Source organism: Streptomyces sp. NPDC005263 (assembly GCF_042872365.1).
GTDB lineage: Bacteria > Actinomycetota > Actinomycetes > Streptomycetales > Streptomycetaceae > Streptomyces.
On record NZ_JBIAKJ010000002.1, the window covers coordinates 646,037 to 659,086 of the forward strand.

At 70.1% G+C, this 13,050-nt stretch carries 10 protein-coding genes and 1 pseudogene; 9 read left to right on the forward strand and 2 right to left on the reverse strand.

Annotation, left to right across the window (positions count from 1 at the left end; genetic code table 11):
* The first annotated feature begins 20 nt into the window (after positions 1-20).
* The 5 genes and pseudogenes from ACFYRY_RS10160 (at position 21) to ACFYRY_RS10180 (ending at position 6,120) form a co-directional block, all read left to right on the forward strand.
* Complete coding sequence (locus tag ACFYRY_RS10160) at positions 21-476, forward strand: (2Fe-2S)-binding protein (protein WP_389142114.1); 456 nt, start codon at positions 21-23, stop codon at positions 474-476.
* 280 nt (positions 477-756) lie between these two features.
* A pseudogene (locus tag ACFYRY_RS10165) lies at positions 757-1,833 on the forward strand (urease subunit alpha); the annotation flags it as partial.
* A 152-nt stretch (positions 1,834-1,985) separates the two neighbouring features.
* Positions 1,986-2,426 carry an Lrp/AsnC family transcriptional regulator gene (locus ACFYRY_RS10170; protein ID WP_389142116.1) on the forward strand — a complete coding sequence of 147 codons (441 nt, stop codon included), beginning with the start codon at positions 1,986-1,988 and terminating at the stop codon, positions 2,424-2,426.
* Positions 2,427-2,477: 51 nt separating this feature from the next.
* Positions 2,478-5,447, forward strand: a complete 2,970-nt coding sequence (locus tag ACFYRY_RS10175; RefSeq protein WP_389142118.1) for an aminotransferase — start codon at positions 2,478-2,480, stop codon at positions 5,445-5,447.
* A 157-nt stretch (positions 5,448-5,604) separates the two neighbouring features.
* Positions 5,605-6,120, forward strand: coding sequence for a zinc-binding dehydrogenase (locus ACFYRY_RS10180; protein WP_389142120.1), 516 nt, complete (start codon positions 5,605-5,607; stop codon positions 6,118-6,120).
* A gap of 185 nt (positions 6,121-6,305) precedes the next feature.
* Here ACFYRY_RS10180 and ACFYRY_RS10185 read toward each other — a convergent pair whose 3' ends face one another.
* Positions 6,306-6,950, reverse strand: coding sequence for a hypothetical protein (locus tag ACFYRY_RS10185; RefSeq protein ID WP_389142122.1), 645 nt, complete (start codon positions 6,948-6,950; stop codon positions 6,306-6,308).
* Positions 6,951-7,317: 367 nt separating this feature from the next.
* Between ACFYRY_RS10185 and ACFYRY_RS10190 the strand changes: the two genes are divergently transcribed.
* Together ACFYRY_RS10190 and ACFYRY_RS10195 are read left to right on the forward strand one after the other, a co-directional pair.
* Positions 7,318-8,136, forward strand: a complete 819-nt coding sequence (locus ACFYRY_RS10190) for an SDR family oxidoreductase (RefSeq protein ID WP_389142124.1) — start codon at positions 7,318-7,320, stop codon at positions 8,134-8,136.
* A 36-nt stretch (positions 8,137-8,172) separates the two neighbouring features.
* Positions 8,173-9,057 carry a helix-turn-helix transcriptional regulator gene (locus ACFYRY_RS10195; protein WP_389142126.1) on the forward strand — a complete coding sequence of 295 codons (885 nt, stop codon included), beginning with the start codon at positions 8,173-8,175 and terminating at the stop codon, positions 9,055-9,057.
* Between the two features lie 285 nt (positions 9,058-9,342).
* Here the strand turns inward: ACFYRY_RS10195 and ACFYRY_RS10200 are convergent, their stop codons facing one another.
* Positions 9,343-10,251 (reverse strand): LysR family transcriptional regulator, encoded by a 909-nt coding sequence (locus tag ACFYRY_RS10200; protein ID WP_389142128.1) that lies wholly within the window; start codon positions 10,249-10,251, stop codon positions 9,343-9,345.
* Positions 10,252-10,383: 132 nt separating this feature from the next.
* Between ACFYRY_RS10200 and ACFYRY_RS10205 the strand changes: the two genes are divergently transcribed.
* Both ACFYRY_RS10205 and dctA read left to right on the forward strand, forming a co-directional pair.
* On the forward strand, positions 10,384-11,502 hold the full coding sequence (locus ACFYRY_RS10205) for a PrpF domain-containing protein (protein WP_389142130.1): 1,119 nt from the start codon (positions 10,384-10,386) through the stop codon (positions 11,500-11,502).
* A complete protein-coding gene (gene dctA / locus ACFYRY_RS10210; protein WP_389142132.1) occupies positions 11,499-12,941 on the forward strand; it encodes a C4-dicarboxylate transporter DctA in 1,443 nt (480 codons plus the stop codon). The genes ACFYRY_RS10205 and dctA overlap by 4 nt, the downstream gene beginning before the upstream one ends.
* Positions 12,942-13,050 lie beyond the last annotated feature (109 nt).

The following is a 13,050-nucleotide window of genomic DNA, read 5'->3' on the forward strand; positions in this document are numbered from 1 at the left end:
CGACCTCAGAGAAGGTGCTGATGCCGTCCTACTCCTTCGTCCTCAACGGGAAGCCGGTCACTGTCGAGGCCCCGTCCGACATGCCGATGCTCTGGGTCCTGCGCGACATGCTCGACGTCACGGGACCCAAGTACGGCTGCGGCGTGGGCGTCTGCCGTGCCTGTACGAGCCACCTCGACGGCGAGGAGATCCAGCCCTGTGTGGTGCGGGTCGCGGACTGCGCGGGCCGTGAGGTCACCACCATCGAAGGCCTGGCCGACGGCGACCGGCTGCACCCCGTGCAGCAGGCGTGGCTCGACTGCGACGTCGCGCAGTGCGGCTTCTGTCAGCCGGGCCAGATCATGGCCGCCGCGGCCCTTCTGAAGAAGACGCCCCGGCCGACGGACGCGGACATCGACGGCATCGAGAACGTGTGCCGCTGCGGTACCTACTCCCGGATCCGCGAAGCGATCAGGAAGGCCGCGGCGAAGGGCTGACGTCGGCCGCGGCGGCACGTCGACCCGGGCCTCCCGTCCCCTGCGGGACCGTGACCGCAGGGACGGCCGAGGCGGGAGGGCCACCGCGGAGCCCTGGCCAGGGCGCCCCCCGCAAAGCCGGGTCGCATAGGCTGGTCTGTCTCCTTGTCACCGGTGAAGAGGCGCAGGCTGCGGCGGCGTGCGCGCGCCGTCCGTCCGAGGGGAGGCGTTGGGGCTCGGCACCGAGGTCGTCCAGGCGATCATCTACAAGGACTATCCGGTGATCCAGGGCATCATCCTCGTCGTCGGCATGCTCGCCGAGGGCGGCGCGTCCGGCTTCAAGGTGCACGAGGACATGGGCGCCCACACCCGCGCCCTGGACACCGCCTTGCGTGTCGCCGAGGAACACGACATCCAAGTGGCCCTGCACAGCGACGGGTTGAACGAGTGCCTGTCGGTCGAGGACACCCTGCGCGTGCTGGAGGGCCGGACCGTCCACGCCTTCCACATCGAGGGCTGCGGCGGTGGACACGTGCCGAACGTGCTGAAGATGGCCGGCGTCCCGAACGTCATCGGCTCCTCCACCAACCCCACCCTCCCCTTCGGCCGGGACGCTGTCGCCGAGCACTACGACATGATCGTCTCCGCGCATGGCCTCAAGCCCGACTTTCCCGGTGACGCCGCCCTGGCCCGCGACCGCATCCGCGCCGGGACCATGGGCGCCGAGGACGTGCTGCACGACCTCGGCGCGATCGGCGTCACCTCGTCGGACGCGCAGGGGATGGGGCGGGCCGGCGAGACCGTCCGCCGTACGTTCGCGTTGGCCGGGAAGACGAAGGCCGAGTTCGGCGCTCCCGACGACCACGACAACGAGCGTGTCCTGCGGTACCTGGCCAAGCTGACGATCAACCCGGCCATCGCGCACGGCCTCGCCCGCGAGGTGGGGTCGATCGAGGTCGGAAAGCTCGCCGACATCGTGCCGTGGCGGCCGGAGTACTTCGGCGCCAAGCCGCAGCTGGTGCTCAAGGCGGGCTTCCCGGCGTACGGCGTGGTCGGTGACCCGGACGCCGCCACCGACACCTGCGAACCCCTCGTCCTCGGCCCGCAGTTCGTGGCCCGCGGCGCCACGCCCGCTGACATCTCGGTCGCCTTCGTCGCCCAGGCGGCCCTCGACCAGGGCAACGACTTGATGCCGACCCGGCGCCGCAGGGTCGCCGTACGGGGCACGCGCGGCATCGGGCCTCCCGACCTGCGCCTCAACTCCCGTACCGGAGCGGTCGATGTGGACCAGCGCACGGGACTGGTCACGCTCGACGGGGAGCCGCTGCGCTCCGAACCGGCCGAGTCCGTCTCCCTCAACCGCCTGTATCTCCTCTGAACGTCACAGTCTGTGAGGGTCACTCATGGTCGAGCGGGATCCTGATTCGATCGATTCCATCGTCTCCACGCTTGAATCGAGCACAGAGATCCGGCGCTGTGCTTGGGACAAGCGCAATGCCTGCCGTTCACGCAGGAGAGAGGTGCCGCCGCATGGACGACATCGACCGGGCCATCCTGCGGGAGCTGCAGGTCGACGGCCGGATCCCTTATGCCGATCTGGGTCCGAAGGTGGGTCTGTCACCCTCGGCCGCGAGGCTCCGGCTGCAGCGGCTGATCGACACCAAGGCGGTCCAGGTCGTCGGAGTGACCGACCCGATGACCATGGGCCAGCAGGCGATGGCGCTCCTGGGCTTGCGCATCGACGGCGATCCCCGGGCGGTCGCCGATGAACTGTCCCAGCACGACGAGGTCGTGTACACGGTTCTGACGGCCGGCGGCTTCGACCTGTTCGCGGAGGTGGTGTGCCCTCAGCCTCGGGATCTTCTGGACTTCATCAACGACGTCGTGCGGCCCGTCGAGGGCGTCACATCTGTGGAGAACTTCCCCTACTTCGGGATTCACACGCACCGCTTCCTGTGGCACGTCGACTGAGGCGTCCGAGTGTCCGAGCCCTGTTCGCCCGCACCGGCCGAGGAGCCCCGCATGCCGCCCGACGAGTACCGCACGATCGACTTCTTCACCGAGGACGCCCTTCCCGCACCCCGCATGGCGCCGGCCGAGGCTGAGCTCATCGCTGCCGAACACCTCGGCATCACCGCTCGCGCGCAGGCGCTGGGCAGCCAGCAGGACGCCAACTTCCTGTTGCACGCCGGCGACGGGACGCCCGAGGCGGTGCTGAAGATCTCCAACCCCGCCTTCGGCGCGGTGGAGATCGACGCCCAGGACGCGGCAGCCGACCTGATCGCCTCGGCCTGCCCGGAACTGCGCATCGCCACGGTCCTGCGCCGCCCTGACGGCTCCCCGCTGCGCACGACGGTGGACACCGACAGCGGTCCGGCCGTCGCGCGCCTGCTGCGCCACCTGCCCGGCGGCACGCTCTCGGGACCACGGCACCTGTCTCCCGGCACCGTGGCGGGCATGGGCACGCTCGTCGCGAAGGTCAGCACCGCCCTGCGCGACTTCCGGCATCCGGGCCTCGACCGCGTGCTCCAGTGGGACCCGCAGCACGCCGATCGCGTCGTCGCCAAGCTCGCCGGGCACATCGCCGAACCCGACCGGCGCACCGCCGTCCGGACCGCGACCGCCGAGGCCTGGGCGCAGGTCCACAAGCTCGCCGCCACGCTGCCGTCGCAGGCCGTGCACCTGGACCTCACCGACGACAATCTGATCCGCCGTCCCGACAGCCGTCCGCCCATGCCGGACGGGATCATCGACTTCGGTGACGTGACCACGAGCTGGGCGGTCGGCGAACTCGCCGTGTCCCTGTCCTCGATGCTCCACCACGACGGTGTCGAGCCTCACCACGTGCTGCCGGCCGTCCGCGCCTTCCACGCCGTTCGGCCGCTCTCCCCCGAGGAGGCCGAGGCGGTGTGGCCGCTCGTGGTCCTGCGCGCCGCCGTCCTGGTGGTCAGCGGGCGGCACCAGGCCGCCGTCGACGAGGACAACGTCTACGCCAAGGCCGCCCTCGACCGCGAATGGCGCATATTCGAACAGGCCACCTGGCTGCCCCTGCCGGTGATGGTCCGCCTCATCAGGGACGCGACCGGCATGGCCGACCTGCCTGCCCGGACCGCGCGGGCCGATGCGCCGGTGTGCCCCCTCCTGCGGGGCCTCGTCGCCGACGACATCACCCTCCTCGACCTGTCCACCGACGCCGATTCCATGGACCACGGAGCGTGGACGGACACCGGCACCGAGGCCCGGCTGGTGACCTCCGCGCTCGCGGACGGAGCGGCCGCCGCAGCCACCCGGTACGCCCATGCGCGACTCACCCGGACACCGGCGCTGTCGGCGGTGTCCACCGCCACGGTGCCCACCGGAGTCGACCTCTGGCTCGGCCGGGATGCCGTGCTGCAGGTGCCCGCCGCGGGGAAGGTTCTCGCCGCGGCGCCGGGCCTCGTGGAACTCACCTACGGCGCGCAGGTGCTGTCGTTGTCCTTCCCCCGCGCGGTCCAGCCCCTGGTCACCCCCGGTGCGACGGTGCGGGCCGGCGAGGACATCGCCCACCTCGGCTCCGGTGCCCCGGTCCACGTCGCGCTGCACGACGCCGACGGCCCCGCCGCCCCGCGCCTGGTCCGTCCCGAGTACGCCGCCGGCTGGCTCGCGCTCACCGCCGACCCCGCCCCGCTCCTCGGCCTCCCGGCCGACTCCGACCGCACGCACGAGAGGGACCTGCTCGACCGGCGTGCCGCAGCGTTCGCCACCGTGCAGGAGCACTACTACGCCAACCCCCCGCGGATCGAACGTGGTTGGCGCCACCACCTGCTGTCCACCGACGGCCGGTCGTACCTCGACATCGTCAACAACGTCATCCCACTGGGCCACGCCCACCCCCGCATCGAGCAGGCGGTGGCCCGGCAGTTGCGGCGGCTCAACACCAACTCGCGCTTCCACTACGCCTCAGTCGTGGAGTTCACCGAGCGCCTCGCCGCCCTCCTCCCCGATCCTCTGGACACGGTGTTCCTCGTCAACTCCGGTTCGGAAGCGGTGGATCTGGGCCTTCGCCTGGCCATCGGGGCCTCCGGCCGACCCGACGTCGTCGCGCTGCGCGAGGCGTACCACGGCTGGACGTACGCCTCCGACGCTGTCTCCACCTCGCTCCAGGACAACCCGAACGCCCTGGCCACCCGCCCGAGTTGGGTGCACACCGTGGACTCGCCCAACTGCTACCGCGGCCGCCACCGCGGGCCGGATGCCGTGCGCTACGCACCCGAGGCCGTCGCGGTGATCGACGAACTGGCCGCCGCCGGCCGCCCGGCGGGAGCGTTCATCGGCGAGACCTTCTACGGCAACGCCGGAGGAGTCGCCCTTCCCGACGGCTACCTCGCCCAGGTGTACGCGGCGGTACGGCGTCACGGCGGCCTCGCCGTCGCCGACGAGGTCCAGGTCGGATACGGCCGCCTGGGACACTGGTTCTGGGGCTTCGAGCAGCAGCAGGTCGTCCCCGACATCGTCTGTGTCGCCAAGGCCATGGGCAACGGACACCCCCTCGGCGCCGTCATCACGTCCAAGGCGGTCGCGGACCGGTACCGCGACCAGGGCTACTTCTTCTCCTCCACCGGCGGCAGCCCCGTCTCCAGCATCGTGGGCCTCACCGTCCTGGACACCCTGCGCGACGAGGACCTCCAGGGCAACGCGGCGCGCGTCGGCGGCCATCTGAAAGACCGGCTCGAGGCACTGGCCGACCGCTACGGCATCATCGGCGCCGTCCACGGCTCGGGCCTCTACCTCGGCCTCGAACTCGTCCGGGACCGCGTCGGCCTGGAACCCGCCACGGAAGAGACCGCCGAACTCTGCGACCGCATGCTCGACCTCGGCGTGATCGTCCAGCCCACCGGGGACCACCTCAACATCCTCAAGATCAAGCCACCGCTGTGCATCGACACCACCGCAGCCGACTTCTTCGCCGACATGCTCGACCTGGCCCTCACCCAACTCGGCCACTCCCGCTGACACCGCACATCCAAAGGGCCGCGCCCGGTGGCCTGTACGGCATCCAGCCGAGGCAGAGCCCGCGCACCGACCGGCTGTCGTCGGTCTGGCAAGCCCGTCGCGAACAGGCCCCGTCGTCACGACCGGGCCTGTTCGTGTGTGACGCACCCTGCACGCGGTGATCCAGCTCGCCCGATGGGCCGGCGCCACCGTGATCAGCACGATCAGCGGCCCGGAGAAAGCCCGGCCGGCCACCGCCGCCGGGGCCCACCACGTGATCAACTATCGCGAGGGTGACCCGGCCGCCGAGATCCGCAAGATCGCCCCGGGCGGCGTCGACATCGTCGCCGAGGTGGCGCTGGGCGCGAACCTCGCACTGGACCTGGCCGTGCTGCGGGCACGCGGCACGATCTCGACCTACGCCAACGACGGTGGCAAGCCGGTCGAACTGCAGGTGCTGCAGAGCATGGTGCTGAACATTCGCTTCCAGTTCCTGGTCCTCTACACGGCCGGACCGGAGGCACGCGCCGCGGCCGTCGAGGACGTCGCCACGGCCGTCCGCGGCGGCGCGCTGCCGGTCGGCGAGGAGCACGGCCTGCCGCTGATCCGCTTTCCCCTCGACCGCACCGCCGACGCGCACCGAGCGGTGGAGAGCGGTGCGGTCGGCAAGGTCCTGGTGGACGTCACATCGTGACGCCCAGTCGGCCACCGTGCGAACGCCGCGGCCGTCCCGGGGACCCGGCCCTCAGGAGTTCTGCTGACCAGGGCGTATTCAGGCCCCGCACAGGTGCCGGACCGCGACGGGGCGTGCGGCCCGGCACGTGAGTCCCGGAGGGGCACCGCACCGCAGACGTGGTACGGAACCGGGTGTACGGGGTGTCAGAAGTGCCGCAGGCGCAGCAGGAGCTGGCAGCCGCCCGGACGGTTATCGGTGTCGATCTTCACGGTGACGGGAGTGCCGGCGAAGGCCGAGTGGGTCACGGGTGAGGAGTCCGCGCACTGGGCCGCCTCACCGTCGGCATAGAGCTGAACGTCGAGGACGATCCTGCCCGTCACGGTGAAAGTGAGGTCGCACCAGCCGGGCTGGCTGTCGGTGTCGACCCTGACCGGTGTGCCGAACGCCGGGATCGGCAGCATCGGCACCGGGTTGGGATCCAGGTTGGGCCCGCACTGGTTGACACCGCCGGTACTGCGGGTGAGTCGATAGCTGATGGAGGAGCCCGCGAGGGTGCCGTCCGGATCGGTGACGCCGAACGCCAGCTGACAGCCGCCGGGACGGTTGTCGGTGTCGAGGCGGATGGCCTCCGTCCAGTTCGGCGAGGTGGCCCACTGCTCCCCGGTCCTGCCTTCACACTGACCGGTGCCGTCGGGGTTGAACTGGATGCCGATCTGCGGTTCGGCGCTCAGCGGGGCGGCTTCCGACGCGTACGCCGCTGTACTGGACAGGCCGCCGACCATGAGTGCGCCTGCGGCCATGACGAGGGCCAGCGATCTGAGGCGTCCGGTCATCCGTAATCCGCTCATACGAGAGTCTCCTCGGGATGTGTGGGCGCGACGGCTCGGCCCGGCGCGCCGCTGTCGAGTGCCGACCGGCCGGCACGCCCGGCTGGTCCAGACCGCAGTATTGAGCGCTGACACCTCACTCGTATCGCCGTGAACACGCCAATCTTTGGGCCAGGGTCGAGACAGGTGTCAAGCCGGTGGATCTGCGGCCGGCGCACCAGGCAAGGGGGGCTCTCGCAGTACCTGTATCGCCAGGGTCTCCCGGACGTGCACAACGCCTGTCAACATGAACACGCACTGCGGCTTTATCTCCCATCAGTTCAATTCAGCCCCCCTAATTGCGCGACCGTGCCGGCGCGTTCTTCCACGGCAGAGGGAACGGATATCAATGGCGGACAGCCAATTCACCAACCAATTCACCACTCACGCAGAACTTTTCGATCTGGGTGGGAAGTGCGCCCTTGTCACTGGCGGCACCCGGGGTATTGGGATGATGATTGCGCGCGGCCTTCTTCAGGCAGGCGCCCGCGTGGTCATCAGCTCACGCAAGGCAGACGCGTGTGCGGAGGCACAGCATCTACTGTCCGAATTCGGCGACGTTCAAGCAATCCCCGCCGACCTGTCCAGGCGCGACGAGTGTCAGCGCCTCGCTGATCTGGTCCAGGCCGACTCGGAACGCCTGGACATCCTTGTCAACAACGCGGGAGCGATGTGGCGCGAGCCGCTGGAGACGTTCCCGGACGAGGCCTGGGATACAGTGCTCGACCTCAACCTCAAGTCGCCGTTCTGGCTGGTGCAGGCACTGCTCCCGGCACTTCGTAAGGCGGGCACCGCCGATGATCCCGCACGGATCATCAACATCGGCAGCATCGCCGCCATCCACGTCGCCCCGTCGCCCAACTACTCGTACGCCAGCAGCAAAGCGGCACTCCATCAGCTCACCAGGGTGCTTGCCAGAGAGCTGGGCCCACAGCACATCACGGTGAACGCGGTAGCGCCGGGAGTGTTCCCGTCGCAGATGATGGCGACCACTCTCGATGCCATGGGGGACACGATCGCTGCGGCGGCCCCTCTGCGCCGGGTCGGCCGCGACGACGACATGGCGGGTGCCGCCGTGTTTCTCGCCAGCCGGGCTGGGTCCTACCTCACGGGCGCCATCATCCCGGTGGACGGCGGCACCGCAACGACCGCAACAAATATCCATTAGGCTGCGGGACGGGCTTACGGTGAGGAGATAACCGCGATGGATCTACGCACCGAGATCCGGGAGTTTCTCAGCTCACGTCGCGCCCGCATCGCACCCGAGCAGGCGGGCCTGCCCGCTTACGGCGGCAACCGTCGGGTCAAAGGTCTGCGCCGCGAGGAGGTCGCGCTCCTGGCGGGGGTATCCGTCGACTACTACGTGCGCATGGAGCGCGGCAGCCTCGCCGGTGCCTCCGATGGCGTGCTCGACGCGTTGGCCTCTGCCTTGCAACTCGACGAGGCCGAGCGCGACCACCTGTTCCACCTCGCGCGCCGATCCAGGGGGCCCAGCAGCCCACGCCGGCGCAGGCCTGCCGTGACGGTGCGCTCGACGCTGCAGCAGGTGCTCGACGCGATCTCCGATGCGCCGGCCTGGATCGGTAACGGCCGTTACGACGTGCTCGCCATGAATCAACTCGCTCGCGCGCTGTATTCACCGGTGCTGGCCGACCCGCGACGGCCCGCGAACACAGCGCGGTTCGTCTATCTGAACCCCGAGGCGGCCAGAGATTTCTTTGTCGACTACGACCACGTTGCCGGTGCCGCGGCCGCGAAGCTGCGCATGGAAGCCGGCCGCAATCCGCACGACGAGGAGCTGATCACCCTGGTCGGCGAACTGTCGACGTGCAGTGAGCTGTTTCGGCAGCGGTGGGCATCTCAGGACGTGCGGCTGCACCGGTCCGGCCGCAAGCGGGTGCACCATCCGATCGTGGGCCGGCTCGACTTGGACGTCGAGTCCCTGGAACTGCCCGCCGAACCCGGCCTGCACCTCAACGTCTACACCGCACCCGCGGGCACACCGACCGCTGACAATCTGGCGCTCCTCGCGACATGGGCGGCCACCCAACAGACGCTGGCGACCGAGCTCGAAGCACACAACGGATAGTCCAACCTCTTCGCGCTAATACGGACGCGTGCGCGGGTATGGGCCGTCAGGGTCGAAGGTGCGCATGATGCGGCCACAGATGTCGTACAGCTGCCCGGATTGCGGCGACGATCGGCACGTGGCCACACCGGAGGTCACGGCGCTTCTCACCAAGTGGGGCCCGCGTATACCCAATGAGGTGCGCAGGTTCGACGTCGGCGAGGGGGACCCCTGATCGACAAGGGTCGCCAAGATCCTCGAAGGACTCGTCATCGTCGGCCGTTGCTCGTGGGTGAACGCGGCGCTTCATCGCCTTCCGGCGGCCGCCGCGCTGTCGCGCAGGAAGCCTGCGAAGGCTTCGGCGGCCGGGGTCAGGGCGTGGTCGCTCATGCGTACCAAGAGGATGCGGCGCACCGGGGCGGGGGGCAGGAGCGGCAGGACGCTGACGCCTCCTCGGATGCCCTCCAGGGCCAGGGTCGGGGCGAGGGCGACGCCGATTCCGGCGGCGACCATGGCCTGGGCCTCCTGGTAGTCGTGGGCCTCATAGGCGATCTGCGGCTCGAAACCGGCCGCGCGGCAACTGCGGGTGAGGGCCTCGGCCACCGGGTGGTGGTCGGCACGGGTGATCCAGGCGTCGTCGGCGACATCGGTGAGCGCGGCCGAAGAGCGGCCGGCGAGGGGGTGGTCCTCGCCGACGAGGAGTGCCGGAGGGTCGTCGACGAGCGAGGTGACGACGATGTCCTCGCGGTCGATGCGGTTCCAGCCGTAATCCCACATCAGGGACATCTCGATCTCGCGGTTCTCCAGCATCGCCCACAGCCCCGCGATACGGGCGCTGCGCACCGTCAGCCGCACGTCGGGATGCGTCTGGCGGAAGGCGATCACGGCCCGGGGGAGGAGGGAGGCGCCGACGGTGGGGAAGGTTCCGACCCGGAGCGTGCCGGCCCGCAGTCCCGCGAAGTCGGCGAGTTCGTTCTCCGCGGCCGTCAGTTCGCGCTCGATCCGCTCTCCCCGCTCGGCCAGCGCGCGTCCCGCGTCGGTGAGTGTGACGCCCCGCGCATGACGCTCGAGGAGCGGTTGTCCGGCCTCCGACTCCAGGCGGCTGACCTGCTGCGACACCGCTGACGGCGTGTAGTTGAGGGCGCGTGCGGTCGCCGTGACCGAGCCCCGTCGGGCGACCTCGGTAAAGAGCAGGATGCGTCGGACGTCGAGCATTCCGTCACCTCCAGCGTTCACTTCAACTTAATACCCATGCAGATTTCCGAGATTGTACTTCACGCTGTCCGCGCCCACTGTGGATCGAACCCCGCACGGAAGTGCCGGCGGGGTTCCCACGAGGAGTCTGTTGTGTTGCGTCTGCAGGGCGAGATGATCCGCGGAGGTACCAGCAAGTGCTGGATCTTCGACCACCACGACGTGGTGGCGACCGGTGTGGACGCCGACACCCTGCTGCTCGCCGCTTACAACGCCGCTGACCCCCGCCAGATCGACGGCGTCGGCGGTGCCTCCTCCACCACCTCGAAGGCGGCGATCGTGCGAACCTCGACGAAGCCGGGTGTCGACGTCGAGTACGCCTTCGCGCAGGTCGGCATCGGTGACGAGCGGGTGGAGTGGACGAGTAACTGCGGCAACTGCGCCACCGCCGTCGCCCTGTACGCCGTCCACAACGGCCTGGTGCCGGTCACGTCGGACTCCACGACGGTGCGGATGGTCAACGTCAACACCGGCGCCAGGCTCAGCGGCACCATCCCCACGCCGGGGTGTGCTGCCCCCGACGCGGGGACGGCCCGGGTGCCGGGTACCGCCGCGCTGGGCGTGCCGGTGCTGCTCGGCTTCGAGGACCCGGCCGGTACGTCGACGGGCCGTGCCCTGCCGACCGGTCACGCCCTGGACACCCTGATCGGGCCCACCGGCACCGTCGAGGCGTCCCTGGTCGACGCCGGCGCCCCGGCGGCCCTGTTCGAGGCCAAGGCGTTCGGACTCGACGGCACCGAGTCCCTCGCCGAGTTCGCCGCGGCGGTGCCCGCCCTGACCGTGCTGCGCCGACAGGCCGCCCTGGCCATGGGCCTGGCCCAGGAGAGCGACCCCGTCAGCCACGCCGTCCCGAAGGTAGGAGTGGTCGCCCGTCCTGTCGCCTACCGCACCACCGATGGCACCCTCGTCCAACAGGACGAGTACGACCTGGCCGTCCGCATGGTCTCCATGCACGCGCCCCACCCGGCGATCGGTCTCACCTCGGCTGTCGCCCTGGCCACCGCAGCCGCCACCCCCGGCACTCTTGCCCACCGCGTCGCCCGGCAGACCGCCGAAGGGACGCTGCGCCTGGGCACCCCGGCCGGTGTCATCACCGCCCGAGCCGTCCCCGCGGCCAAGGGTGCGTCCCCCACGGTGCTGCTGCACCGCGCCGCCCGCCGCATCGCCCGAGCCGAACTCCTCGTTCCCGTCCTGGAAGGACGCCCCGCATGAGCCGCAACGACGCTGCCCCGGGTACCGTCAACGCTCCGCCGAGCCGCCTGCGCAGGCTGCTGTCCCTGCTCTACGTCCAGTGCCTGATCGGCGTCCTGGCCGGGGCCGCCGTCGGCTGGCTGTGGCCGTCGTTCGGAGCCGAGCTCAAACCCCTGGGCGACGGGTTCATCGCGCTGGTCCGCATGATGATCGCGCCCGTCATCTTCTGTACCGTCGTCCACGGCATCGCCTCCATGGGCAACGCCCGCGCCGTCGGCCGGGTCAGTCTCAAGGCGCTGGTCTACTTCGAGGTCCTGACGACCGTCGCCATGGTGATCGGTCTGGTCGTCGTGAACGTCGTCCAGCCCGGCAGCGGGCTGCACGTCGATCCCTCGACCCTGTCGACCGAGGGGCTGCCGCCGGAGGCGACCGCGAGCCACGAGAGCCTCTCCGCGTTCCTGCTCGCCATGATCCCGGACACCCTGCCCAGCGCGCTGACCGGCCACGAAATCCTGCCCGTGCTGCTGATCTCGGTGCTGTTCGGCTTCGGCCTGAACGCCGCCGGCGAGGCGGGGGCGGGGATCACCCAGGGCATCGAGAAGCTCTCCAAGGTCCTGTTCACGCTCATCCGCTGGATCATGCGGCTGGCCCCGATCGGTGCCTTCGGCTCCATGGCCTTCACCATCGGCAACTACGGCCTTGACACCCTGCGCCACCTCTTCCTGCTGGTCGGCTCCTTCTGGCTCACCGCCCTCTTCTTCGTCCTGGTCGTGCTGGGCACAGTGATGCGCGTCAACGGCCTGCGCCTGCTGCCTTTCCTCCGCTACATCAAGGAGGAGCTGCTGATCGTCCTGGGCACCTCGTCCTCGGAGCCGGTGCTGCCGCGTCTGATGGCCAAGCTTCAGCACGCGGGCGCCTCGAAGCCGGTCGTCGGGATCACGCTGCCTGCCGGGTACTCCTTCAACCTCGACGGCACCGCCATCTACCTGACCATGGGCTCGGTCTTCCTCGCCCAGGCCCTCGGCATCGACCTCAGCCTCACCCAGCAGTTGTCCATGCTCGCCGTCATGCTGCTCACGTCCAAGGGTGCCGCAGGCGTCACCGGCTCCGGCTTCATCGCCCTGGCGGCCACCCTCAGCGCCGTACCGCACGTGCCCGTCGCCGCCCTCGCCCTGATCTTCGGCATCGACCGCTTCATGTCCGAGGCCCGCGCCCTGACCAGTGTGGTCGGCAACAGCGTCGCCACGCTCGCGGTGGCCAAGTGGGAGGGACAGCTGGACGAGGAGCGTGCCAAGGCCGTCCTCCGCGGCGAACTCCCGTACACCTCCGCTCCCGAGATCGACCACGCCCCCGAGCCGCAGGTAGAACCGACGCCCGACGCGAAACCCGAGGCGGTCGAGGACGCCGACCTGAAGGCGGCGACCGGGGCGGACCGTGAGCCGGTGCCCGCCGCCGGCTGACACGCCCCTCAGGGCCGGTCCGGAGCGTGCGCTCCGGACCGGCCCTTCTCAGGTTTCGTCTCGCCCGCGACATCGTGCAGGGCCAGGTCCGTGTTCACTTTCGAGAAGC